General features: G+C 57.3%; 23 protein-coding genes and 1 other RNA gene. 5 read left to right on the top strand and 19 right to left on the bottom strand.

Going from position 1 to position 25229, the window contains the following annotated elements; translation table 11 throughout:
* Window positions 1-1005, top strand: coding sequence for a trypsin-like peptidase domain-containing protein (locus QEH54_RS01505; RefSeq protein WP_309016842.1), 1005 nt, complete (start codon window positions 1-3; stop codon window positions 1003-1005).
* A gap of 63 nt (window positions 1006-1068) precedes the next feature.
* Window positions 1069-1488 (top strand): secondary thiamine-phosphate synthase enzyme YjbQ, encoded by a 420-nt coding sequence (locus tag QEH54_RS01500; protein ID WP_345785627.1) that lies wholly within the window; start codon window positions 1069-1071, stop codon window positions 1486-1488.
* Window positions 1489-1557: 69 nt separating this feature from the next.
* Here QEH54_RS01500 and QEH54_RS01495 read toward each other — a convergent pair whose 3' ends face one another.
* From QEH54_RS01495 to QEH54_RS01435, 14 genes are all read right to left on the bottom strand, one after another.
* Entirely contained in the window at window positions 1558-3270 is a 1713-nt protein-coding gene (locus tag QEH54_RS01495; RefSeq protein ID WP_309016840.1) for a secretin N-terminal domain-containing protein, read from the bottom strand.
* 9 nt (window positions 3271-3279) lie between these two features.
* The gene (locus QEH54_RS01490) at window positions 3280-3750 is read right to left on the bottom strand and encodes a hypothetical protein (RefSeq protein WP_309016839.1); all 471 of its coding nucleotides are present in this window, start codon (window positions 3748-3750) and stop codon (window positions 3280-3282) included.
* Window positions 3750-4328: a hypothetical protein gene (locus QEH54_RS01485; protein WP_309016838.1), complete on the bottom strand. Its 579-nt coding sequence runs from the start codon at window positions 4326-4328 to the stop codon at window positions 3750-3752. Before QEH54_RS01485 ends, QEH54_RS01490 begins: the two co-directional genes overlap by 1 nt.
* A 5-nt stretch (window positions 4329-4333) precedes the next feature.
* A complete protein-coding gene (locus QEH54_RS01480; RefSeq protein WP_309016837.1) occupies window positions 4334-4954 on the bottom strand; it encodes a PilN domain-containing protein in 621 nt (206 codons plus the stop codon).
* On the bottom strand, window positions 4951-5982 hold the full coding sequence (locus QEH54_RS01475) for a hypothetical protein (protein ID WP_309016836.1): 1032 nt from the start codon (window positions 5980-5982) through the stop codon (window positions 4951-4953). Before QEH54_RS01475 ends, QEH54_RS01480 begins: the two co-directional genes overlap by 4 nt.
* A 601-nt stretch (window positions 5983-6583) precedes the next feature.
* Window positions 6584-6679 (bottom strand): AURKAIP1/COX24 domain-containing protein, encoded by a 96-nt coding sequence (locus tag QEH54_RS22900; protein ID WP_083794420.1) that lies wholly within the window; start codon window positions 6677-6679, stop codon window positions 6584-6586.
* 86 nt (window positions 6680-6765) lie between these two features.
* Window positions 6766-7578, bottom strand: a complete 813-nt coding sequence (locus tag QEH54_RS01470) for a pseudouridine synthase (RefSeq protein WP_309016835.1) — start codon at window positions 7576-7578, stop codon at window positions 6766-6768.
* Window positions 7579-7721: 143 nt separating this feature from the next.
* Entirely contained in the window at window positions 7722-7982 is a 261-nt protein-coding gene (gene rpsT, locus QEH54_RS01465; protein WP_309016834.1) for a 30S ribosomal protein S20, read from the bottom strand.
* A gap of 81 nt (window positions 7983-8063) precedes the next feature.
* Window positions 8064-9452: a hypothetical protein gene (locus tag QEH54_RS01460; protein ID WP_309016833.1), complete on the bottom strand. Its 1389-nt coding sequence runs from the start codon at window positions 9450-9452 to the stop codon at window positions 8064-8066.
* 35 nt (window positions 9453-9487) lie between these two features.
* Window positions 9488-10051 (bottom strand): prepilin-type N-terminal cleavage/methylation domain-containing protein, encoded by a 564-nt coding sequence (locus QEH54_RS01455; protein WP_309016832.1) that lies wholly within the window; start codon window positions 10049-10051, stop codon window positions 9488-9490.
* Complete coding sequence (locus QEH54_RS01450; RefSeq protein ID WP_309016831.1) at window positions 10026-10532, bottom strand: type II secretion system protein; 507 nt, start codon at window positions 10530-10532, stop codon at window positions 10026-10028. Before QEH54_RS01450 ends, QEH54_RS01455 begins: the two co-directional genes overlap by 26 nt.
* A gap of 247 nt (window positions 10533-10779) precedes the next feature.
* Window positions 10780-11206, bottom strand: an RNA gene (rnpB, locus tag QEH54_RS01445) — RNase P RNA component class A.
* Window positions 11207-11914 carry a C4-type zinc ribbon domain-containing protein gene (locus QEH54_RS01440; RefSeq protein WP_309016830.1) on the bottom strand — a complete coding sequence of 236 codons (708 nt, stop codon included), beginning with the start codon at window positions 11912-11914 and terminating at the stop codon, window positions 11207-11209.
* Between the two features lie 82 nt (window positions 11915-11996).
* Window positions 11997-12404, bottom strand: coding sequence for an Rrf2 family transcriptional regulator (locus QEH54_RS01435; RefSeq protein ID WP_309016829.1), 408 nt, complete (start codon window positions 12402-12404; stop codon window positions 11997-11999).
* Between the two features lie 234 nt (window positions 12405-12638).
* Between QEH54_RS01435 and gyrB the strand changes: the two genes are divergently transcribed.
* From gyrB to QEH54_RS01420, 3 genes are all read left to right on the top strand, one after another.
* The gene (gyrB, locus tag QEH54_RS01430; protein ID WP_309016828.1) at window positions 12639-15158 is read left to right on the top strand and encodes a DNA topoisomerase (ATP-hydrolyzing) subunit B; all 2520 of its coding nucleotides are present in this window, start codon (window positions 12639-12641) and stop codon (window positions 15156-15158) included.
* 104 nt (window positions 15159-15262) lie between these two features.
* Window positions 15263-17734 (top strand): DNA gyrase subunit A, encoded by a 2472-nt coding sequence (gyrA, locus tag QEH54_RS01425; RefSeq protein WP_309016827.1) that lies wholly within the window; start codon window positions 15263-15265, stop codon window positions 17732-17734.
* A 340-nt stretch (window positions 17735-18074) separates the two neighbouring features.
* Complete coding sequence (locus tag QEH54_RS01420) at window positions 18075-19052, top strand: porin (RefSeq protein ID WP_309016826.1); 978 nt, start codon at window positions 18075-18077, stop codon at window positions 19050-19052.
* A gap of 283 nt (window positions 19053-19335) precedes the next feature.
* Here the strand turns inward: QEH54_RS01420 and urtE are convergent, their stop codons facing one another.
* From urtE to urtA, 5 genes are all read right to left on the bottom strand, one after another.
* Window positions 19336-20094, bottom strand: coding sequence for an urea ABC transporter ATP-binding subunit UrtE (gene urtE, locus QEH54_RS01415; RefSeq protein WP_309016825.1), 759 nt, complete (start codon window positions 20092-20094; stop codon window positions 19336-19338).
* Between the two features lie 12 nt (window positions 20095-20106).
* On the bottom strand, window positions 20107-20898 hold the full coding sequence (gene urtD, locus QEH54_RS01410; RefSeq protein ID WP_309016824.1) for an urea ABC transporter ATP-binding protein UrtD: 792 nt from the start codon (window positions 20896-20898) through the stop codon (window positions 20107-20109).
* A complete protein-coding gene (gene urtC / locus QEH54_RS01405; protein WP_309016823.1) occupies window positions 20895-22055 on the bottom strand; it encodes an urea ABC transporter permease subunit UrtC in 1161 nt (386 codons plus the stop codon). The genes urtD and urtC overlap by 4 nt, the downstream gene beginning before the upstream one ends.
* Before the next feature lie 14 nt (window positions 22056-22069).
* Entirely contained in the window at window positions 22070-23701 is a 1632-nt protein-coding gene (urtB, locus tag QEH54_RS01400) for an urea ABC transporter permease subunit UrtB (RefSeq protein ID WP_309016822.1), read from the bottom strand.
* 107 nt (window positions 23702-23808) lie between these two features.
* Window positions 23809-25059 carry an urea ABC transporter substrate-binding protein gene (urtA, locus tag QEH54_RS01395; protein WP_309016821.1) on the bottom strand — a complete coding sequence of 417 codons (1251 nt, stop codon included), beginning with the start codon at window positions 25057-25059 and terminating at the stop codon, window positions 23809-23811.
* Window positions 25060-25229: the final 170 nt, after the last annotated feature.

Here is a 25229-nt window from a genome sequence, read left to right as displayed (position 1 = left end):
ATGAACCCCTTGGCAAGGGCAAGCTTTATCGCGTTCCTCTCGACGTGCGTGGCGGTAGGAATCGGCTTCCAAGCGCAAGGCAGAGCCAGGGCGATCGACGAAATCGAATCGCAACTCATCGATCTGTATCAGAAAAACCGCGACGCGGTCGCGCGAGTGAAGGTCGCGACTCGAACCAAGGACGCTTCCGGAGCCGACAGCACGGCGCTCACCGTGCTATCTGGCTTCTTCATCGATCCGAACGGCCACGTTCTCACCAACGCGCTGCCTTCGACCGACAATTCCCGCATCTGGATCGAAAAAGGCGGAAAGCAATACCTAGCCGTACTCGTTGGCACCGACACCACCTGCAACCTGAGCCTGCTGCAGCTCGCCAAACCTCCGGAAACGCTTACACACATCCCCTTGGAGACCACGCCGGACGCGACGCCCATCGGCTCGCTCGCCATCGCCATCACGTGCCCTCTCGAATTCGAGCCCACTCCCAAATGGGGACTCGTGAGCGGCAGAGAAAGCAAGTTTTCCGACATCCGCTTTCCGTTCGCCTACACGCGAGTCAGCATCCCATCGGGTCCCGCTGAAGGAGGCTCGCCTGTATTCGACAAACGAGGACGGCTAATCGGTATCAGCGTCGCAACGCTGCCCGAAGTTTCTTCGAGCTACATCGTACCGACAGCAGCCTTGAAACGAGTCGCCGACTACCTCCGCCAAGGTCGGGCCTTCCCACATCTAGAGCTCGGAGCCGATCTGCTGGAGTCGGAGATCAGCTACTCAAACGAAGCTCGAAAAAGCGTAGTGGTTCAAAACCTACACAACAACGGGCTAGCGAAAAACAGCGGACTGAGAAAGGGTGACACCATCTTGCGAATCAACGGCGAGGAAATCAGCTCACTCAATCAGCTAAGCGACCTGCTTTTCTTCAGCGAACGGGATGCCTTTCTGCAGGTGACTGTTCTACGAGGCGACGAGGAAATCGAGCTGGCGATACTGGCGCCTGGCGACTAGGCGCTGCTCCCAAAAACCAGTTCAGCGTTGAACCGCTCGCCCATCCGCGCATGTACAAAGCCTATGGGCGTCTATCATTCAGAAGTGAGCATTCGCACGAGCGGACAAGGAACGCTCGAAATCACCGACAAAGCGCGCAACGCAGTGCGTGAGAGCGGATTCAAGGAAGGCTTGGTAACCGTATTCTGCCGCCATACCAGCTGCAGTCTCGTGCTGATGGAAAACGCGGACCCATCCGCCCGTCGAGACCTGGAAGACTACCTGAACCGATTGGTGCCGGAAAACGATCCGCATTTCACCCACACCTACGAAGGTCCGGACGACATGCCGTCCCACATCAAGATGGCCCTGACTCGAAGCTCGGAGACGATCCCATTCTCCAGCGGATCCTTGCGCCTCGGGACCTGGCAAGGCGTTTTCCTGTGGGAACACCGCGCCGCGCCGCATTCGCGATCCATCGTGCTCACGGTGGTCGGCGAGTAAAATGAAAGCGCCCCCCGCAGAGCGAGAGGCGCCTTCTTCGAATAAGTAAAGCGTGTTTGTTCGGTGGACCTAGCGGTTCTTAAGAGAGACCGGATCGACACCTGTGTTCATCATCATCTCCTGTGAGAAAACGTCTTCGAAATCAGCTTCCTCGCTTGGCAGGATTTTGGCGGTGATGAAGATGAGCAGATTGAGCTTGGTTTCCCGAGTCGACTCATGACGGAACAGGCGACCGAGCCCCGGAACCTTTCCGAGCACCGGAACCTTGTTCTTGTTCTCTGAGCTATCGTTTTTCATCAGGCCACCAATGCCCATGGTGAAACCGTCCTTGAGGGCGATCTGGGTGACAGTGCTGCGGTTCGAGAGAATGGGAATCTCAGCAGAGCCGAAGTTCGCTACCCCCGCTAGGTCCGTCACCGACGGGACAACCTTCAGAGTGATCAACCCAGTGTGGTTGACGGATGGCGTCACCTTCAGATTGATTCCGATATCTTCCCAATCGAAGCCATCGACTTCGAAACGTCCAGTCTCTTCGTTGTATGCGTAGTTAGGTATTGGATACCGATCGCCCACTGAAATATTCGCTTCCTGGTTGTTGAGGGTCACAACCGTGGGATTGGATACGAGACGGCTGCCGCCTTGCTCCTTGAGGGCGCTGATGACCACGCCAAACTGATCGGCGCTGAAAACGGCGGAGGTCGACTTGCCGTTCGCGATGCTGCGCAAAGAGTTGAAAGCAGCGGAGGCGTTTCTCTGAGATCCGATCGCGGTCGAGTCCATAATGGTTTCGCCAGTCAGGTTGTCTCTGAAAATGCCTCGCGTGGTACCAATCGACTTAACATCCGCCTGATTGCTGATGTCGGCCTCCTCCGTGTTGTACTCGTCGCCATATTCCTTTCCTCGCTCGCCCGAAGACTGACGATTGTAGGTTTGGGTGAAAGGACCGGCTCCGACTCCATATTCTCGCAACGTCGCCCAGTTGACACCGATGTTCTTCACATCCGTGTCGGTGACTTCGATAAAACGAGTCTCGATGAAGACCTGCTGAGTGGGACGGTCGAGACGCTCGATGACGCTGCGAATGTCATCCATCTTGGATGAGCGTTCGGAAACGATCAACGCGTTGCTGCGCTTGTCGACCTGCACGCGGCCTCCTTTGTCAGCCTCCACGAGGTTGCCCACCGTCTTAGCGATCTGGTCCGCTTCCGCATAGTTGATCATGAAGATTTCCGTGATTGGCGGCTCGAAGTTCAACGAGTCCTTGCTCACGACCTTTATGATCGATCCCTCTTCGATAAAAGTGAAACCTACCGGATCGAGAACGACCGAGTAGATCTGCCGCCAAGTGACATCGCGCAGCTTTATAGAAGTCGTTCCCTGTAGGGAATCCGGCACTACGAGATTGAGAGAATACAGGTCCGCTACATTCCTCAACACGGTCCGAATCTCCTCATTCGGGTAGTCAACTGAGATTAGGTCCGTAGCATCCAGGGATATGCCCTGGTCCAGAGGAGATGCCACTTCATTCGCGAGAGCGTTCAGGCTCTCGTTTTGAGCAGCTGCCTGCTCGCGCTCCGCGATCTCGTCCGCCGTCAAATCACCATAGAGCCGATCGATATCGCTCGGACTTGGGGCTGTCGAAGGAACCGAGATAGGAGCTTGTCGTTCTTCTACCATACCATCCGCTACCCTTTCGGCAGGGACGCTCTCTTGGGCCATGGCATAAGTCAGGCCACCGACGCACAATAGCGTCGTCAATGCTAGTTGCATATTCTTTTTCATATCACGCATTTACTTTAGTTTGAGTTGTAATTCCGCTTCTCCGTAACGGACGGAATAGCTGGAGCTATTTATCTCCGTCACCGTCACAGCGTATTGATTCCCTTTATACAGGACATTGAATCTGGTCCCTACATTCATTTTTCGCTCCTTGAAGATGAGATAGAACTCGCCTCCAAAAAGAAAAATTCCGGTTGGATTAATATATTGAGACAGAGCCTGAAGCAGATCTTTGTCGGACAAGTCAACCGCCACCTCAGCTTCGACTTCCTCCTCAACAAGACCCGTCTGCTCAGAATTGAACGGATTCACCGCATAGCCAAGCGCATCAGCTTCGACAGGAACAACCGTTTTCCCCAATAGAGCTTTCATCGTATCCAACTTTTCCTGACGCGATTCGATCGATAGGATCTGACCATGTAGAGAACCGCTAAAAAGCGCCAAGAAACAAACGACCGATATATTTCTAGAAATACGTTTCATTATATTTTCCTCCCGAGAACCTCTACCGTTAGTCGCATTGTCACAGAGGAGTCCGCTTCGCCTTTGCCGCCGGACATCGCGAATGAGTCAATCGTAGCGAAGGCTCTTCCTCCTTCGATTTCCCTCAGAAACCCGAGCACATCCATGTAGGTGCCCGTCACGCTCATATCATACAGGATAGGCTTGAATGTCGCCTTCATGGCTTTCTTGCGCTCCTGCTTGCTATTCTTGCCCGTCGGGATCGGCTTTATGATTTGCTGAAGGTTGGAAATAGTCACTCCGGAGGCCCGCTCGATTTGATAGAAGTAGCGTTGATTGCCCGCTAGGTCATCCGGTAGAAAGAGCCGAGACTCCGCCTCCTTCATCATCGACTTGACCTCCTCAAGGTCATCTTTCAGTCCGACCCCGTACTTCATATTCTTCAAAATTCGAGTCCTACGGATGTCCAGATCGTCATAGTCCGCAGAGCGTCGGCGTATTTGATCGTCTCTGATGAAAAACACGACCGAACAAAGGACGACCACCGCGCCGCTGATCGCGATCACGTAGTTCTTTTTCAAATACTTTAAGACAGTCATCAAGCTCATCGTTTCTTCCCTTTCTTTTCCTCTTGAGGAAGCACTTCGATGCGGAAGCGGATCTTTTCGCCGCTCTTGTCACGTTCCATCGAAGTCAACTTGTACTCCGTTAGCAGTCCCTGGGCGACGTCAGCCTCCTCAAGCGCCTTCATGAATGCATCCACAATTCGCGACGCTTCTTCCGCTGGCACATTCAGACTGCCTTCGATGGAAACTTTGGACTCACCGTATTCGATACGCGTCAAATACATGTCCTCCGGGAGGAGCGATGTGATGGAGATCAGAAAGGCGCTACCAACCAGCTTGCCGGACATGAACTCGTCGATCTCATCGAGATCGCGAACAATTTTCATGAAATCGGAATTGAGCGAAACGATGACGTCGTGCTCGGCCTGGTAGCTAGCGATTTCGCTTTCCAGATTCGCGATGCTCTTTTCCGTATTCATCGCGCCGTACTCCCGGAAAAGGATGAAAACGCAAAAGACCGCCGCGATAGTGATGAATATGACCGGCAGGAAGACTTTCGTGCGCACGGTCTGCACGTCTGGCAACGCCTCGTAATCACGAAAGTTCGGGCGCCAGCGATAGCTGGCCTTATCGGCCGTTTTCTTTTTGAGGGAAATCATTTGGACTGTCCCCCTTTTCCGTAATCCATCACCAGCGATAGAGCCCCGACCCAAGTCGCGTCTATCCTGCCGGAAAGCTCCTCCGAGGAGAAGGTCACGCCGCGGGCATCCAGCCACTTCCGGTAGTCCACGTTCAGCTGAACGAGATTGAGCAGGTCTGAGATGCTGGTCTCCAGCCATGGAAGCGTCGCTCCCTGCTTGAGACAGAACAGCTGAGAGACCGAGTTGCCGGTCTGCACCTCGAAAAACCCGATCGAGCTCTGCAGCTCGCGAAGCAGCTTGCGCAAGAGCTTTGGCGCCATCGGACCGAGATCGAAGTCGCGCGACTGCAGAATCTTCTCAGCCGCCGATTCGTCCTTCAAGCTCATCTCCTCCTTAAGGGCCGAAGCGATGTGCGAGGCTCCAAAATCGATGCGACGGGCCATTTCGACGCCATTCGCTCCGACGATGACCGCGTTGGTCGAGGCGTCGTCGATTTCGAGGAAGAGGATTGGGGAAGTGTTGTCGGAGCTGGCGAGGTATTCCTTCAAGAAGCCGATAGTCCCCACCGTTCCGATTTCCAGCCGTCGCGGATAGAGTCCTACCTCCACCATGTCCTTCTGGATCTCCGAAATCTCCGAACTTGGCGCCCCGCAGAGCAAAATGCTCTTCTTGTTGAAGGCGCTCAAATCGGCATCGGAACCGTCCACCGCCGAAAGGCAGTAGACTGAAAAGGTATCAGGATCGACGCCTGCGGAGTTCTTCAAGTAGTCGATCACGAAGCCCGACTCCTTGCCGCGCCCGCAATCGAGCACGAGCTGGCGCACCAGACGCTGGGAAGGATAGACAACGGCCGACGCATGCATGTACCCGCTCCCTTTGGCCCCGGAAAACTTGCGCAGTTCGCCTGCAACGTCACCTCCTGATGCGAGATCGATCTCCAACAAATCCTCGATCACGACAGGGGCTGCTTCCGAGCTCGTGCGGGCGGCTCGGATCGTAGACGGGCGAAATTCTACGATGAAATTGTTCTTTTTAGCTGAGATCATTGTGAGTCTGCATCCCCTAGGCGCCATCCGCCTCTGGGTGCTTATCACGCTATCGACTCAGCCATTAGGATATTGAGGCTAATAGAGGGATCTAATTTGCAGGCGACAGCATCCGCCATTGGCCCCTGCGCATTTTCCACCCTAAGAGAAACTTGATCCATGAGTAGCGCACCCCACGGCGAATCGCGGAGAGCCTCCAATCGATCCTACAAACCAGCGCTTAAGCCTTCCCCCACCAGCGACTTGCAAACCCCGCCCGTTCTTAGCGTCGACAATCCGTGACCCTTGGGACAAGGGATAGAGAACCCCGTGAACCCCCTTATTTGTAAGGGTTCCGCTAAAAGCGACCCTGGAAATCGCAAGGCTCAGTCGGATTAAGGGAATGCCCGTACCGAGCGTCGACAGCAAATCGAGCGGCCCTGAGCTTCCGCGAGAACGGAGCAGAAAAAAAGCCCGAACTGTCTCAGTTCGGGCTTGGAATTGTTAGAAGACTGGGCGCCTGTGAAAAGGGAGCGCAAGTGGTCGACGTCGATCGGAGTCTCGCGTTCGGAGAACTCTGACGAAACGCGTCGAGGGGGGCGCCTCTTAACCGCAGGCGAGACTACCAGGCCTTTTTCTTGTGACGATTCGACTTCAAGCGCTTGCGACGCTTGTGCTTCGACATCTTCAATCTGCGTTTCTTCTTAAGATTACCCATAGGAATTGTCCCTTGAAATTTGGAAAAGTCCGAGAACCTGCGCGCTCTGCCAATACCTGTAAAGCAGAAATTGCAGAAAGTCTCGACTAGCCACGCGATCCCCGGTGCTCGTCCAGCCGCTTGAGCAGCGTCTCGAAACGACTTGGCAGCGGAGCCATTACCGGCTCGAGATCCAAGCCCGGCAACGAGAAGCCCACCTCAACCAGGTGAACGCATAGATGCGGGTAGATCGGCCGCTCCCGTCCTTTGCTCGGCAGGTAGCCGCGCTTGAGCCGTGAAAGGTACACCTGGCCTCCGTCGCTGTACAACTCCTCACCGACCACCATCAGCCCGCATTCTGCGGCGTGCAGGCGCACCTGGTGCAAGCGCATTTCCGTACACTCCGCCTCCCAGAGCTGGTATTGTCCAAAGGGGCGCAGGAATCGGAACCGCGTTTCGCTCCTCTTCCCGGTCTTGTGCGAAACCAGCATCCGCCTGTCATGGAAATGGCGAGCGATCGGCAGATCGCAGGCGAACTCCCGCTCTTCGGTCTCCGCTCGGGCCAGCAAGTGAAAACGAAACCTCAACTGGTCCGAGCCAGCGGCGTTCTTCAACAGCCCCTCGTTCTCCTCGTCCTTGGCGAAGACCAGAGCCCCGCTCAGCTCGGCGTCGAGGTTGTAGACGCGAAAAACCCCTTTCACGCCCAGGCGCTCCAGCTGGGGCTTCCCATTGAGAAGCTCGCGCCGCAGAGCCATGGAGAAGTCCGGTTTGCCCAATGTCCATTCATGCTGGTAGCAGGAGACGCCAGCGGGCTTGCTGACGGCAAACAAGCGCTCGTCGTTCGCCAACAAGGGAAACTTCATGGGCTGACTCCCCAAGTAGCCTGGAGGGAAGGAGATAAAGGCCGATTTCTGGCTCATAGTGAGATTGATCTGAGTGACTCGGGCCAAGGAGGGCCACGACGCCGGACTGCGCGGATCGGACGACAGCGGGCATCTAGGAAATAAAGAGCCCCCATCGTCGAAACGCATGGGGGCTCTTAGATGGGAGGAGGAAAAAACGTTTAACCAAGAATGTACTTGGCAACCGACGCCTTGGCGCGGTTCGCCTTGTTGGCGTGAATCAAATTGGTCTTCGCTGCCCGATCCATTGCGGATACGAACTCGATAGCGGCGCTCTTGAGCGCTTCCTTGTCGGATCCTTCAGCGGCTAGCAACTGCACTTTCTTGGCCAGCGTCTTGATGCGTGACTTGCGCGAACGGTTGTGCAGGGTACGCGCGACCGTCTTGCGATGGTTTTTGATAGCTGACTTGGTATTTGCCATAAGAGGGGCGGATATTCCGAGCGAACGGGCCTTTGTCAATACAATTGCCCGACCGCTCGCAGATTAATTCGATTCGATGGATCAGAAGTAGGCGTTGAGATTGGTGACGTTGTCAAACGGCAAGCGTTCGGCATCGGTCTTCAGCTCCCGCCAATGCTCGATGGCCATGGTGCCGCCACCGCCCAGATCCGCGAGGGCCTCGTCGTAGTGGAACGCGTAGCCACCGCTGAGCGTGATCTCCCAGCCGACCATCGATCCGTGCACCGTGCCGCTCGAACCGCCGCCCTGCAGGTGGATGTTCGAGTTCGGAGCGTACACAACCGCGTAGACCTTGCCGTTACCCGCCACGTCAACGCTCGTGCCGCCTTCGGTGGGCGTGGTGTTGTAGATCATGAACTTCTCGGGCTTTTTGGTCTCGTTCTGCATGCCGTCTAGAGAACCGTTTCCGGTTATGCTGAGCGACTCCTGGGAGTAGAGCGTCAACGAGCCATTTTCGGTCACGCGGATGGCCCCGTTCCCCGAAACGCTCACATTGCGACGCACGAAGAGCGTCACCGGACCGTTGATGGTCAGCACATCGCCCGCTCCCGATAGAGAAATGCGCTCCGCCTGATATTCCGCAGGCGTGGTGTCGGAGGGATCCCCAAGCGTCAGCGGTCCGTTGATATCGGAGGCTCCGCCGTTGAGGTCCCTTACATCGTCCCAACTTCCGTAGGACGGCACCTCCACCGGCGGCAAATCGGCATAGAAATCCTCCGTCACGCGATCCGGATCCTGAAACCTCTCCGGCGAGCCCAAGGGGCCTAGAATCCCTTTCTTGTGAAACGACTTCTCGAAGTCGAACTCTCCAGCGACTGAAATATATCCATAGATATTCGCCTGATTCAGCAGAGGGTCCTCATTGTGCAGCATCATCGAGCCGACGTTGCCATTGGCGAAGCGGTTCGCCTCCGAAGGAGCCGGCGTGTAGTCACCCAAGCGCGAGTCGTAGCTATCGACGGTCACGCCGGTACCGTTCATGATGATCTGGCGACGCGACAGCAAGCCGTTGGAGAAGAGACTGCTGCGCTTGAACTTCACGAGAATCTGCTTGGAAACGGTAGTGCCGTTGGTGCTCGTCACCGTGCCCTCGGCCGCCAGCTGAGGGCTGCTCGATCCCTTGGTGATGAAAATCTTGATGGTGCCCTCGAGCCCCCAATCCTGGGCTACCACGGACTCCTCCTTGTAGTAGCCGTTCGAATGCGAGTTCCACCCGGTCCAATTGCTCGCCTTGTAGGCGCGTATGCCCTCCTCCAAACCGGACTCCGCTAGATTCAAGGCCTTCTGCATGTCCAAGTAACGAAGCGAGAGCTTGTACTCGGTGAGCGACGACTGAATCGCCGAGGCCACCCAAAGCCCCACCACAAGAGCAATGATCACGGACGCCAGCAATGCCGACCCCCGCTTGTCCGACAACATACTTTTCTTCATACTACACCTCTCCATATTGCTTTCAAAGTTTCACTCTAGCCGCTGCTGACCGGTCGATTGCGCATCAGGAAGCGAGCGGAAATGATCTCGTTGGTATTGGTCGTCGTGAGCACATCGCGCTGCATGACCGCCTCCAACTGGATTTCCTTCACTTCAAGCCGATCCAAAGTAGTCGCTCGCCGCAGCGTGTAGCCGGTCAGCTGCAGCGTTTCCACATCATTGAGCAGCACCTTCTCCACCCCGCCCACCACGCGCACGAACACATTGCGATCAGGCACGAACTGGTAGAGAACGGTCGTGGTGCCGCCGGCGGCGTTGTAGACTTCCAACGAAACCGCGGAGGAGGAAATCGAGTTAACATCCTCGGTCATGCGAGCATCGGAAGCGAACGACTCCAAAGCGAATCGGCTCTGCGTGTTCATGTCCTGATAGTTCCAGGCGCCTTGCGAAGTGCGGGCCAAAAACACCAGACTACCGATCGAAAACCCTAGAATCATCCCGGCCAGCGAAATCGCCACTAGAACCTCCACCAAGGTGAAGCCCTTTCTGGCCCGTTCAGAAGCGAAAACCGACTTAGAAGGAGCGGTAGTAGTAGTCATGCAATCCTCCTTCCGTATACCAGCAAGCCGCCGATTTCGTGTTCACCTTGCCGTCGTTGCTCTGCCAAGTGACCTTGACCACGATCTCCTTCTGGCCCGAAACGGTCAGACCGTTCTCGTCCTTGCGGTCCCTCACCTGGCGTTCGCAGGTGTAACGCGATCCAAATGCGTCCATAAACTCCCCATCGAGCGTCACCACCTGCATGTTTCCGCCCGTTTCCGCCTGAAAGGTTTCGAGGTCGCTCCAATTCCAGGTACGAATATCCTCAAGCTGGCTCTGAAGAATCTGGGCGACGCGGGTGTAATCCCGAGACACCTCCTGCATGCGAAGCGTCTGGGTGGCGGAGGCGAACGCCGCAGTGAGCACGATCCCTACGCACACCAGGCCCACCATCATTTCCACAAGCGTGAAGCCGCGCCGACGGGACGTCAGTGGGGGGCGGCCAAGCCATGTTCGTTTTCTTCGTGAATCGCTGGTCATGCTGCCAACGTTCTTCGGCGCTCAGCAGCCCCAGATTACGCAAATAGGGAAGCCACCTAGCCTAGGTCCGGCGAATCGACGAGACACTCACGGCCCCCTAGGCGCTACTCCCCGGAAGCGACCGGCGGAACCATCCCAAGCCCCCTAGCGAGCACCTCGAAGCGAAGCCAAACAGGCCACGACCCAGCGCCTTATCCCTCCAATCGACCGTCCACGGTCCGGCGGCGCCGCCCCCAACAAAAGGAGCCTAGTTTCGGAGCCTGTAAGCCGGATTCTGTACTTCGCCGAAGCGAAGCCACGTTCATTTATCTGTCTCCCGCCGAAGCGAGAGCCCCTTCCGAAGAAGTGGTGCGACATACCCGGGACCCAAATGGACGAGCAGCCCAGGTCCCCTATTTTGTCTTGCGCCGGATTGGGTTTACCCTGCCGGTCCAGTTGCCTGAACCGCGGTGAGCCCTTACCCCACCTTTTCACCCTTACCCGCCTTCGGATCTCAAATTTGAGATTTCAAATTTCAAATCATCCGGCAGGCGGTATCTTTTCTGTGGCACTGGCCGTCGAGCCGCCTTTAAGCGACCCTCCCCCGCTTTCGCGAGGAATCCCGCTCTGCGGCGTCCGGACTTTCCTCCCCACTGAACTTGAAAGAACAACGGAGCGAACGCGCGGCTCCGAAACTAGGAAGCGGAGTAGAGGATGCGCCCGCAATTGTCGCAAGTCGTAATTTCCCTAGCCGCGCGAACATCCGAGTCGATGGCGTTGGAGACCCTCATGTGACAGCCTCCACACTTGTGGGCGGACATCTCCACGACGATGGGAAAGGCGAGTCCACGGGCGACCTGCAGGTACTTGGAACGCGTAGGATTGTCCAGCTCCGCGTCGGCCGCCTCGCGAGCGGAAACCGCCGCCGCGCGCTCGCCCTTGACCCGCTCTTCCTTCTCGCGAAGAACCGCTAGCTCGCGCTGCTCCATTTCGATCTGCCCCAAGAGCCGCTTCTCCTCCTCGGCATGGGTCTTGCGAGCCTCGTCCAGCTCGTAAAGCACCTCCAGCTCTTCGGACTCCAGATCGGAGATCTTCCTTCCCGCGGTCTCGATCTCGTGCGTCAAGGCCTGGTACTCCTCGTTCTTCTTCACTTGAAGCTGCTGGTTCTTGTACTTGACGATCTGCGTCTCCACCGAAGCCATCTCGGTCTCGATCGACTTCCCCTTGGTCTCCAGCTCACGGATCCTCTGTCGACCCGCCTCGATAGCGGCCTTCAGCGTCTCGATCCTCGCTTGGCAGTCCCGCTGCTCCACCGGCAGGTTTTTCAGCGCGTCCTCGACTTGCTGAAGCTTCATGTCGCGATCCTGCAGGATCAGCATTTTAGTAAGGGCGTCAGAGACCATAAGGGGACCTGGATTCAGCTTCGCCAACGCCAATTGGTCAAACCCAGATTAGCGAAACCGCAACTCCGCCGCCGCCAGGCCGCTAAATATAATACATGCCCTCGGAGTCGTCCTCCACGAAGTCCTTCAGGCTCAGCTCCTCCGCCTTGCCCTCGAAACACTCCTGCAAGGTCTTCCAGGTCCGAGCCACCCCAGGACCCGAAGCCCCAGCAGTGTCGGCCACCGCAGCGAAAAGGTCCCCCTGCACCAATGCGATCACCTCGCGCAGCGAAATCGACTCCGGCGGACGAGCCAGCAAGTATCCGCCCTGCTTGCCGCGCCGGCTCTCGATCAGCCCGCCATTGCGCAGCTCCCCGAGGATCTGCACCAGATAGTTCGCCGGGATCGCCTCCAGCTCCGCCAATTCCTCGATGCGCGACAGCTCGCTGTTCGGGAAACGCGCCGCCATGCGGGCCAAGGCCCGGCAGGCGTAGTCAAGTTTTACGGACATCTTCATGTAAAAGCGGCCTCAATCGACATCGTTTTGGAGAGCAAAGTCAATACGGCACCCTACGCCGCTTCGCAAACGGCCCCTAGAAACGCCCTAGAACGCCTCTTTTCGACCCATCCGATAAAAGGCCTTGCACGCGCGTGCGCGACGCGTTTCATTCAGCTCTTTTCGCAGTCCGGGCGCACCCGATCACGCGGCGTTCGCGACGCTCCCTATTCAACGCAATTTCACTCCATGGATTCCCCTAACGAATCTGAAAACACACCTGTCAACTACGACGGCGACGCTAACTACGACGCTTCCAAGATCCAGAAGCTCGAGGGACTCGAGGGCGTGCGCAAGCGCCCCGACATGTACATCGGCGACACCAACGAGCGCGGACTGCACCACTGCGTTTTCGAAGTGGTGGACAACTCCATCGACGAGGCCCTCGCCGGATACTGCAAAAACATAAAGGTCTCCATCCATCTCGACGGCTCCTGCTCCATCGAAGACGACGGCCGCGGCATCCCAGTCGACATCCATCCGACCTACAACATCCCAGCCCTCGAGCTGGTGCTCACCAACCTGCACGCCGGAGGCAAGTTCGGCAAGGGCGCCTACCAGGTTTCCGGCGGACTGCACGGCGTGGGAGCCAAGTGCGTGAACGCGGTCTCCGAATGGTTCGAGGCCGAAGTCCGACGCGACGGCAAGATCCATCAGATGCAGTTCTCCCGCGGACTCACCACCAAGGAGCTCACCATCATCGGAGACACCCACAAGACCGGCACCAAGATCTCCTTCAAGCCCGACACCGAGATCTTCCAGACCACCACCACCTTCCAGTACGAGATCCTCGCCAAGCGCCTTCGGGAGCTGGCCTTCCTCAACCCCGGCATCTCCATCACCCTGGTCGACGAACGCGTCAGCAAGGAGGAAAACTTCCTCTTCGTGGACGGCATCGCCGAATACATCCGATTCCTCAACCGCTCCAAGTCCATCCTGCACGAGGAGCCCATCTCCTTCTCCGACTCGGTCAAGGAAAGCGAGGACGCCCCGCCCATCGCGGTCGACGTGGCCCTGCAGTACAACGATTCGTACAACGACCAGATCTTCGCCTACGCCAACTCCATCTTCAACATCGAGGGCGGCACCCACCTCACCGGCTTCCGCACCGCCCTCACCCGCGTGATCAACCAGTTCGCCCGGGCCAACAACCTGCTCAAGGACAAGGACCCCGCCATCACCGGCGAGGACGCCCGCGAAGGCTTGGTGGCAGTCATTTCGGTCAAGGTCCCCGAACCGCGCTTCGAAGGCCAGACCAAGACCAAGCTCTCCAACGGCGAGGTCGACGGCATCGTGCAGAAGATCGTAGGCGAGCGCCTCAAGTACGCCTTCGAAACCGATCCCAAGCTGGCCAAACGCCTCATCGACAAATGCGTCAACGCCGCTCGAGCCCGCGAAGCCGCTCGCAAGGCTCGCGAAACCGTGCGCAAGTCCGCCCTCTCCGGCGGCGGCCTGCCCGGCAAGCTGGCAGACTGCTCCTCGCGCAAGCCGGAAGAATCCGAGATCTACATCGTGGAGGGCGACTCCGCGGGCGGCTCCGCCAAACAGGGCCGCGACCGCCGCACCCAAGCCATCCTCCCCCTGCGCGGCAAGCTGATCAATTCCGAGAAGGCGCGCATCGACAAGGTGCTCTCCAACGCCGAAATCCGCACCATGATCACCGCCATCGGCACCGGCATAGGCGATCAGGAGGACGGATCCGGCTTCAACATCGAGAAAGCCCGCTACCACAAGATCATCATCATGACCGACGCGGACGTCGATGGCTCGCACATCTCGACCCTTCTGCTCACCTTCCTCTACCGCCACATGCGCGGCCTTATCGAGAAAGGCTACGTCTACATGGCCCAGCCTCCGCTCTACAAGATCAAGCGAAAGCGCCGCGAGCAGTACGTGGACAACGACGAGCAGATGAACCGCATCCTGCTCGAGCTCGGCACCGACGAAGCCCAGCTGGTGCGACTCGACGACGGACACGTCTTCGATTCCCAGCAGCTCGACCAGATCGTGGAAGTCTTCGCCCAGCTCGAGCGTATCGGCGGATCGGTTACACGCCACGGCGCGTCTCTCGCTCAATACCTGGAACAGTACTCCGAAACGGACCACACCCTGCCGCGCCACCTCGCCCGAGTCCGCGAGGGAAACAACGAAACCTACTACTTCCTTCGCGGCGAACAAGAGCGCGCCGCCTTCGTGCAAGAGCAGGGCATGGGCGCCGAAGGCCTCAACGACGAGAACGCCACCGCTACCATTTTCGACGAGTCCGCAGGCATTTCCAAACGCATCTCCATCTTCGAAGTCTTCGAGGCCACCGAGATGTCGAAGCTGCTTCACGAAATCCAGGAGATCGGACTGGACCTGGCGCACTTCCAGACATCCGAGCAGCCCGTCTACACCTTCACCGAAAACATGGGCTCCAAAAGCGAGAACACCATCGAGATCTTCTCCAACCTCTCCATCATCGACGAAATCCGCAAATCGGGACGCAAGGGGCTTTCCATCCAACGCTACAAGGGACTGGGCGAGATGAACCCCAAGCAGCTCTACGAGACCACCATGGACGTATCCAAACGTCGACTACTCAAGGTCAACATCAACGACGCCGCCAAAGCGGACGAGCTCTTCACTATCCTCATGGGCGAAGAAGTCGCCCCACGCCGCGAGTTCATCGAAGACAACGCCCTAAACGTCTCCTACCTCGACGTCTAAGAAACGAAAACGTCAAATCGAAGAATTAAGAATTTGGATACAGCCAACTTCTTTCCCTTCTCGAAAACGTCCTAATTCTTAACTCCTACCTTTTACTTTAGACAATGGACCCGATTTCCACCGAACGCATCACTCCCGCCAGCATTACCGACATCATGCAGACCGCCTACATCGACTATTCGATGTCGGTCATCGTCTCGCGCGCCCTGCCCGACGCTCGGGACGGTCTCAAGCCGGTCCAGCGCCGCATCCTCTACGCCATGCTACGCGAGGGCTTGCTGCACAACCGCCCCTTCGACAAGTGCGCCGGGGTCGTGGGCGAAGTGCTCAAAAACTACCACCCGCACGGCGACTCCTCAGTCTACGACACGCTCGTTCGCATGGCACAAAGCTGGGTCATGCGCTACCCGCTCATCGACCCGCAAGGAAACTTCGGATCCGTTGATGGCGACTCGCCCGCAGCCTATCGCTACACCGAGTGTCGCCTCACCTCCCTCGCCGAGGACCTGCTGCGCAACATCGACGAAGACACCGTTGAGTTCGTGGCGAACTACAAGGAGTCGACCACCGAGCCATCCGTATTGCCGGCGGGACTGCCGAACCTTCTCATGAACGGCTCCACCGGCATCGCCGTCGGCATGGCCACCAACATCCCGCCGCACAACCTCGACGAGCTCATCGACGGCATCTGCGCCCAGATCGACAACCCCAACATCACCATCGCGGAACTCGGGGAGTTCATCCAGGGCCCCGACTTCCCCACCGGCGGACGAATCATCGGACGCAAAGGCATCGATGAGTACATGAACACCGGCCGCGGCATCGTGCGCACCCGAGGCAAGGTCACCAGCGAACAGATGGAAGGCGGCGATCGCGAACGCGTCATCATCACCGAAATCCCCTACAACGTCAACCGGGCCACCCTGGTCACCAAGATCGCCGAACTGGTCTCCTCCAAGGAAATCGAAGGCATCTCCGACCTGCGCGACGAATCCGACGAAAACACCCGCATCGTCATCGAGCTCAAGCGCGGCGAGTTCCCGGAAGTCATCATCTCCAAGCTTTACAAGAAGACCGCCCTCGAATCCTCCTTCGGCGTCAACCTGCTGGCCCTCGACAACCGTCGCCCCAAGCAGATGAACATCAAGGAGCTGATCAACTGCTACATCGATCACCGCCGCGAGGTCATCTACCGCCGCACCCAGTTCCGCCTCAGGAAAGCCGAAGACCGAGCCCACATCCTCGAAGGCTACAAGATCGCCCTCGACAACCTCGACGACTTCATCCGCATCATTCGCTCCTCCGCCAACCGCGACGAAGCCAAGCAGCGCCTGCAGGAGAAGTACCCGCTCTCCGATCGCCAAGTCGCCGCCATCCTCGACCTGCGTCTCTACCAGCTCACCGGCATGGAGCGCGACAAGATCGAAGAGGAGTACGCCGAGCTGATCAAACTCATCGAAGAGCTCCGCTCCATTCTGGAAAACGAGTACAAGCTGCTGGGCATCATCAAGGAGGAGCTGCGCGAGCTGCAGACCAAGTACTCCAGTCCCCGAAAGTCCGAAATCGTCCCCTACGAAGGCGAAATCTCCAAGGCGGACATGACCCCCAAGGAAGGCTGCTTCATCACCGTCTCCCACAAGGGCTTCATCAAGCGCGTCTCTGACTCCGAGTTCCGCACCCAGAAGCGCGGCGGCAAAGGCGTGCAGGGCGGCAACACCTACGACGAAGACTTCATCGAACACATCTTCACCGCCAACACGCACGACTACATCATGTTCTTCATGAACAACGGACGCGTCTACGTGGAGAAGGTTTACGAAATCCCCGAAGGCTCGCGCACCTCCAAAGGGCGCAGCATCAACAACGTGCTTCAGCTTCAGGAAGGCGAGCAGATCGCCGCCATGATCTGCGTGAAGGAAATCTCCGAGGACTACAACCTCGTGATGTGCACCCGAAACGGCACGGTTAAGAAAACCAACCTCGCCGGCTACAAGAACTTCCGCAAAGGCGGCATCATCGGCATCAACATCGACGATGGCGATACGCTCATCACGGTTAAACTGACCAATCGCGAGAGCGACCTTTCCATCGTCACCCGCCAGGGCAAGTCCATCCGCTTCCACGAGTCCGACCTGCGCGAACAGGGACGCGCCACCCGCGGAGTGCGTGGCGTCAAGCTGGCCCCCGGCGACTACGTGCAAGCCATGGAAGTCGTGGACGAAAGCATGACCTTGCTCATTTGCGGCATGAACGGCCAAGGCAAACGGACCAGCTTCAGCGAGTTCCCCGTCCAGAAACGAGGCGGCAGCGGCGTCATCGCCGCCAAGACCGCTGGCGTGGCCGGCGCCCTCGCCGTGAAGGAAACCGACGAGATCATGATGCTCACCAAAAACGGCCAAGCCGTGCGCACCAGCGTCAAAGACATCAACGTGATCGGCCGCATCACCAAGGGCGTTCGCTGCATCAACCTCAACGATGGGGACCAGCTGCTCGGCATCGCGCGCATCGTGGAGGCCGAAGAGGAAGTCACCAAGTTGGATAGCGAGGAAACCCCTAGCGAAAGCGCTGAGGAGTAGGTTTTACGCCTCCTCTCCCATAAGAAAGGCGGAAATGCGGGCCCGCATTTCCGCTATTCGATCGAAAGCACTTGAATATCAAACGCTTTCGCCCTAATTTCCGTGCCCGCAGAGCAAAATTGCCTGTAAATATCCCTTATAAAATGCATGTTTTTGAGCAGTATTATTCATGCAGGAAATTATTTCGCAAAAATTTAGCTTTCCATCCCATTGGCAACCAACCTGCTTGGAACCTGCCTGCATGTTGGGATTCCTGGCAGGTTCCCTTGATTCCCAGCAAGTTCTATACTCTCCTCGCTAGTAGCTAGCTACAAGCGTCACTACCTAAAAACTCAGATCAATGAACAAACTACTAAGTCTAACCGCAGCAGGAGCGCTGCTATCCACTTCTGCCCTATACGGACAGATCGAAATCAACGACAACCTGTCGATCACAGGCTTCCTCGACATGTCTCTGTATCATGCCGATGACAACGGTGAAGACAGCACGTCCTTCGACCTCGACCAGATGGAGATCGACTTCATCTATTCGTTCGACCAAGTCACCGGACAGGTCGACATCGACTACCAACGCGGCGAGACCAACGAACTCGATCTCGAGCAAGCGTTCATCACCTACGACCTCGGCGAAGGCACGTCCCTCACCGCTGGTAAGTTCCTCAGCTACCACGGCTGGGAAACGGCAGAGCCAACCGGCCTCTACCAGTACTCCTACGCCTACGGCACCACCATCCCAGGCTACCACAATGGTGTATCGCTCGACTATGATGGCGGCGACTGGGGCGGCATGGGCATCGCGATCCTGGACTCCGTCTACGACGACGACGGCAGCCTCAGCGACAGCGACGACTACGATATGGGCCTCGAGACCAAGCTCATCCTCACTCCAGCTGACGGATGGACCGTTTACCTCGGCTACGGCCTCGACGCCGCCAACGCTGGCCTCGAAGATCGCGAACTGATCAACTTCTGGGCTTCCTACGAGTTCGGAGCGACCACTCTCGCTTTCGAGTACAACGACTACTCGGACACCTACCGCGACATCAACCAGTGGCTCGTCATGTACAGCGTAGCTGTTAGCGACGCCGGTACCTTCACCGCTCGTATCAGCGACGACCAGCGCGACTACACCAGCCTCGAGGCTTCCTCCATGGTTGGTTCGGGACAGTGGGAAGACGAAGACTTCAAGTACACCGCTGCTTACATCCACGCCTTCACCGACAATCTCGCAGTCGTGACCGAAGTGAGCCTCACCGACCGCGGCGAATGGCGCGGCGACCTCACCGAGTTCGCAGTCGAAGCTCTCTTCACTTTCTAAGGTTCGGCCTTAGAAAACGAGAAGACCCTAACATTTCCTCAAAGCCCTGCTCCCGCGAGCAGGGCTTTTTTGCGTCCACCCTCAGCGGCATGCTACTCCACAGCCCACCCCTGTCTCGCGCCGCGATGCCTGCTCGCCTCTCGCAGCGAGAAAAGCGCAGCCCGACCGTCCAACCCCCAGCTTTGCCCGAAAGGCGCCTCATCCAATCGGCATGAGAGCGTAAAAACGAAAACGGAGCGCAAATCGCGCTCCGCCTGGTGCAAATCCCTCTTACCGGAACAGCCTAGACCGTCAAATAGCGCTCCACTAAGCCGTCGTCGAGACGGGCGATCGGTCCCTTCTCCACCACCGAACCTCTTTCCAGAATGTAGAAGGAGTCACAGGCGTTCCGGGCGAAGTCGATATACTGCTCGACCAGAATCACGCTCATCTCGCCCTTCTTGCGAATGGAGTAGATCGCGTCCTCGATCTGGTCGATGATCGATGGCTGAATGCCTTCCGTCGGCTCGTCCAAAATGAGGATCTTGGGCTTGAGCAGCAGAGCTCGACCGATGGCCAACTGCTGCTGCTGGCCTCCGCTCAACACGCCCCCTTTGCGTTTGAGCATGTCTTTCAAGACGGGAAACAGGTCGTAAACGGAATCCAGCCGCTTCTCCGCCTCGATGCCGCGCGAGCCCGAAACACGCAGGCTCACATTCAGATTCTCCCACACCGTCAGCCCAGGAAAAATGTCGCGCCCCTGCGGCACGTAGCCGATTCCCATACGGGCCCGGCGATCCGCGGCCATGCTGTGGATCTGCTGACCATCGAATTCGATCGATCCCGACTTCGTGGGCACTGTGCCTAAAATGGTGTTCAGGAGGGTCGTTTTGCCCACGCCGTTTCGCCCGAGCAACGCGACGGCTTTGCGCTCCGGCACTTCGATGGACACCCCCTTCAAGATGAGCGACTCGTCGTAGCCCGCGCATACATCCTTCACCGAAAGCAGCTTGGCTGCGCTGGAGGACTCAGGACTATCTTTCGTCAGTGTTTTCGTATCCATAATCTGAATTTCTCAATGCTTGCGAGTCTGCCTGCCGAGGTAAACCTCTATCACCTGCGGGTCGCTCTTGACGAAATCGAAGCTGCCCTCCTTGAGCACGTGTCCTTGGTGAAGCACCGTGACGCGACGCGCGATCTGTCGCACGAACTCCATGTCATGCTCGATAACGATCAAGCTGTGCTTGCCTTCCAAACTCAACAAGAGCTCGCCGGTACGCTCGGTTTCCTCGTCGCTCATTCCCGCAGCGGGTTCGTCCACTAGCATGATGCGCGGATCCTGAGCCAGCAACATGCCGATCTCCAGCCATTGCTTCTGCCCATGCGACAAAGCCCCCGCCACGACGTCCGCATGCTCCTCGAGCCGGATCGTCTTCATCACATCGTAGATCTTCTCCCGATCCTCCTTGGATTCGCGATAGAACAGCGAATGCAGCAGTCCGCGCTCCCCCGCGAGCGAGAGCTTGAGATTGTCGTAAACGGTGTGCGAGCGATAGACCGTGGGGTTCTGAAACTTGCGGCCGATGCCCAGCTGGCTGATCTTGTGCTCCCGGACTCGGGTCAAATCCACGTCTTCGTTGTTTTCCTTGTGAAAGAGAATCCTGCCTTTGTCGGGCTTCGTTCGGGCCGTGATGAGATCCATGAAGGTGCTCTTTCCGGCTCCGTTCGGACCGATAACCGTGCGCAGCTCCCCTTCGGCAAGGTAGAAGTTCAGATCGTTGATCGCCTTGAATCCGTCGAATGACTTGTCAACGCCCTCGACCGACAGAACGAGGGATGTGGATTTCTTGTCAGGTATGTGAATCATGAGGATGCGGAGGAGGTTGCAGGATCAGCTGGCGGCGTATTCTTCTTTCGCATACGGTCGATATAAGGAGCGAGCTGCTTGGGCAGCCCCGCCAGTCCATTCGGCATGAACAGCACCACGAACATGAAGATCGCCCCGAGTATGATGAGCCAGGAATTCGGGAACTCCACTTGGGCGTAGCTCTTGATGACGCTTACCACGATCGCTCCGATGACCGGACCGAACTTGGTGCCGCGACCGCCGAGAGCGACCCAGACGACCACGTCCAGCGATTTCGCAGGCACCATCTCGTTCGCGTTGATCCCGCCCACCTGCGGCACGTAAAACGCCCCTGCGATGCCAGCGACCATAGCCGCGCCCACGAATATCAGCAGCTTGTAGTGCGTCGTCGAATACCCGGAAAACCGCACTCGGTTTTCGCTATCTCGAATCGCTTGCTGAACCATGCCCAGCTTCGTCTTGATCAGCCAGGCGATCAAAACGTAAACCGCCAAAAGCAGCAAAGCACTTCCCACGAACACCGCGCGCTTGGTCGACGCCGCATTGATCCCAAAGCCAAAGATCTCTCCGAAATTGTTCAGACCGTTGTTGCCGCCGAACAAGATGAAGCTCTTCCCGAAGAGAGTCGCCGTATTCATGAAGAAAAACAACGACAGGGCATAGGTCAGGGCTTGAGTCAAAATGGAGAAATACACGCCCTTGATCCGCGAGCTGAAGGCGAGGTAGCCGAACACCAAAGCGAGCAAACCGGGCAACACCATGGAAGCGATCACCGCGAAGGTCCCGCTCTCAAACGGCACCCAATACCAAGGCAACGAGGTGTAGCCTTGGAAATCCATGAAGTCCGGCAACGCCGTGTTGTAGACGGGGTCCACGCCAGCGTGCAGCATCAGGTACATGCCGAACGAATACGCCCCCAAGGCGAAGAACAAGGCCTGACAGAGACAAAGCAGCCCCGTGTATCCCCAAAGCAGATTCAGGCTCATGGCCAAAACCGCCCAGGTGATGTACTTCCCCCAAAGCCCGATGTGGTATTCGGAAAAGTGAAACGCGCTCCCCTCCGGCACGTAGGCATTCAAAAACGGCAAAATGAAAACAAGGACCACCCCTGCAATCAGAAAACCTCCGAGTTCTATCTTACTATCAAAAAGCTTCACAGCGACTTTCCTTTCTAGTCTTCCATGCTACGAGACTTCGTGGGAAACAGCCCGCCGGGCTTCCACTGAAGAAACAGGATGATGATGAACAATACCGCGATGGTGCCCATGATCGGTCCGATCAAAGGCTGCAGCAGTTGGTCTACGACTCCGATGCCTAGAGCGGAAAGACCGGCCCCCAGCAAGTTGCCAACGCCTCCGACAACGACGACCATAAAGCTCTGCACGATGTACGCCTGCCCCATCTCGGGCCCCACGTTTCCGATTTGCGAAAGCACCGCGCCAGCCATCGCCGCCAGCCCGCAACCAAACGCGAAGGTGAGCGAATTCACCCGCTTGACCGGAATTCCGAGACTGGAAGCCATGTTCCGGTTCTGCATCACGGCTCGGATGTAGAGACCGAGATTCGTCTGCGTCAAAAGCGCCCAGGTCAGCAGGGCCACGAAGCCCGCGAAGCCGATGGCGAAGATCCGCGCCTCGCTCATGGCCAGCCCCCAGAACTCGACATTGCCCGACAGCACCTCCGGGTTTCCCACCTGCACGTTGGCAGCTCCGAAGATGAGTCGGAACATCTGACGCATGACCATCGACAGGCCCCAAGTCGCCAGCAGCGACTCCAAAGGGCGCTTGTAGAGAAAACGGAAAAAGCTCTTCTCCAGGACCCAGCCCAAGGCTCCGGCCACCAGAAAGCTTAGCGGAATCGAGCACCAGAAAAACCATTGGTAGGCGTCCGACTGAGTTCCGTAGCGATCGCCGAAGAACTCGTTCATCACATAGCAGGTGTAGCCGCCGATGGCCACAAACTCCCCGTGAGCCATGTTGATAATGCCCATCAAGCCGAAGGTGATCGCCAGGCCGAAAGCGACGATAAGCAGGATGCTGCCGGTGCTGATCCCACGAAAGACACTGCCCGCGTGACGGAGAACCGCTTCGTGATCCTCGATCTGCCTCACAGAGAAAGCGGCCGCCGCGGCGAGGGTTTCGTTCCCCTCCTCCAAGGCTTTGTCCCGTAACGCTTCAATCTTACTCTTAGCGGCGATGGAGCGGAACTCGCCGAGCTGGACGACCGCTTCATGAAGCTCCTCCGGATTAGAATGATTGGCCAGCAAGCTTATGGCGATGGCCTCACGCAGCGCTTTCGTCGCGGAATCGTTTTCCTCCTTCTCCAAACGGGCTCGGAGAACCGGTAGGTATTCCTCGCGCTGGCTTTGGCCAAGCTTCAAGGCCGCGTCGATGCGCTTGCGCACCTCCTTCGAGGCCAAGTCCACGGTGTCCGTTATCTGAGAGAGCGTGCGGCGCAGGCTTCGGGAAGGACGATTCTTGTTATCCTCCACCTCTTCGATCTGGGCGGGCGTCAGGTCGAGCTCCTCCCAGGTGGTCAGCTGTATGTATTCCTCGGATACCTTGATCACGATGATCGGTTCCGCGCCTTCCGGCGTGTAGTTGAAAACCTCGCCCGTGCGCCAGGCGTCGACAAAGCGCGTCACGAACGAATCGCCCGAATCGGCGAGCTCGCTAAGCAGCGCGTCCTGATCCGTCGCCTTTTCCAAGGCTAGATCCGAAAGGAGCTGCCTTACTCGGGGATCGTCCTGTCCCCAAAGGCTTGATACGAAAAACAATGCGAAGACAAAAAACGACTTCTTCATAAGAGGGAGTTCAGTTGGACTGAATTGAGGAGTGAGGGAAGAAAGGCCCGCTCTGGAGGTCAGGGGAAACCAGAGCGAGCCCGAAGTGTTTCAAGAGACTTGGCGACCTATTCGAAGGTGCCCTTCAGGAAGGGCTCGCCATAAACATCCTCATAGGACTCGAGGATCTCGAACTGCCCGTTTTCAAGCGTCTCGCCGATGTAAACGTTTTTGGTCAGGTGGTGGTTCTCCTGCGTGGTGACCGTACCGCCTGGACCATCGAAGGAGATCCCCTTCTCAAGCTCGGCGATCACCGCGTCCACATCGAAGGTCCCGGCCTTCTCGACCGCGGCCTTCCAGAGATAAACGCCATTGTAGGAAAGCACCATGGGAGAGCAGGTCACGCGATTCTCCTTCTCCACGCTGCTTGGAGCGTCCTCCTTAAGCCATTTCTGGAAGTTCGCCACGAACTCCTCGTTTTCCGGCGTATCCAGGGACATGAAATAGGTCCAGCAACCGAGGTGACCCACCAGGTCATCCGTTGGAAGAGCCCGGAACTCGTCTTCAGAAAGGCTGAAAGAAACGATTGGAGTCGTATCGGAAGTGATGCCGGAGGCCGCGATTTCCTTGAAGAAGGAAACGTTGGAATCGCCATTGATGGTGTTGATCACCGCCGCGTCGCCGCCCGCTGCGAAGTTCTTAATTTCAGCAACGATCTGCTGGTAGTCGGTATGGCTGAAAGGCGTGTACTTGCCCGCAGAGATCACTTCGCCGTTCTCCTTGCGAAGTCCGCCGCCGATATTCTCCTCAGGAATGCCCTTCGACTTCAAGTACTCGAAAAGAACCAAGTTGGTGGTCTGCGGGTAGACGTAGTCGGTTCCGATGAGATAAAACTTCTCGTACCCCTCGTCCAAAAGGAAATCCACCGCAGGGATGGCCTGCTGGTTGACCGCTTCCGCCGTGTAGAAGATGTTTGGAGACATCTCTTCGCCTTCGTACTGCACCGGGTAGAAGAGCAAACCGTTGTACTTCTCGTAAACCGGCAGCACGAACTTGCGGCTCACCGACGTCCAGCAGCCAAAGGTGACCGCGACTTCGTCCTGGGCCAGCAACTGCTCCGCCTTCTCGGCGAAGGTCGGCCAATCGGACGCCCCGTCGACCACGACCGGCTCGATCTGCTTGCCGAGAACGCCACCATTCGCGTTGATCTCGTCAAAGGCGAAAAGAAGGATGTCGCGCAGCGAGGTCTCGCTGATGGCCATGGTGCCCGACAAGGAATGCAGGACTCCGACCTTCACGGTTTCCTCGGCGACGAGCGAGGAGCTGATAAACGCTGCCGCAGAGACAACGCCAAGGGTTAATTTCTTAGCTAACTTCATAGGTTTACAATAGGAGGGTTGGTTGAATAGTAATGAGGTTCGCCCTGAGCTCATCGAACTGACGAAAACGGGGGCTTGGGGACAGCTAGCATCTGTTGGGCCAACTCATAAAAAATGCTAAAAAATACACGATTCCATGAATTTCTCGCATGTGAAAACCTAGGGTGATT

Origin of the sequence: Pelagicoccus sp. SDUM812003 (assembly GCF_031127815.1) — a bacterium.
Classification (GTDB): Bacteria; Verrucomicrobiota; Verrucomicrobiia; order Opitutales; family Opitutaceae; genus Pelagicoccus.
Note: the sequence above shows the minus strand (reverse complement) of the source record. Positions and strands in the feature narration are given on the sequence as shown.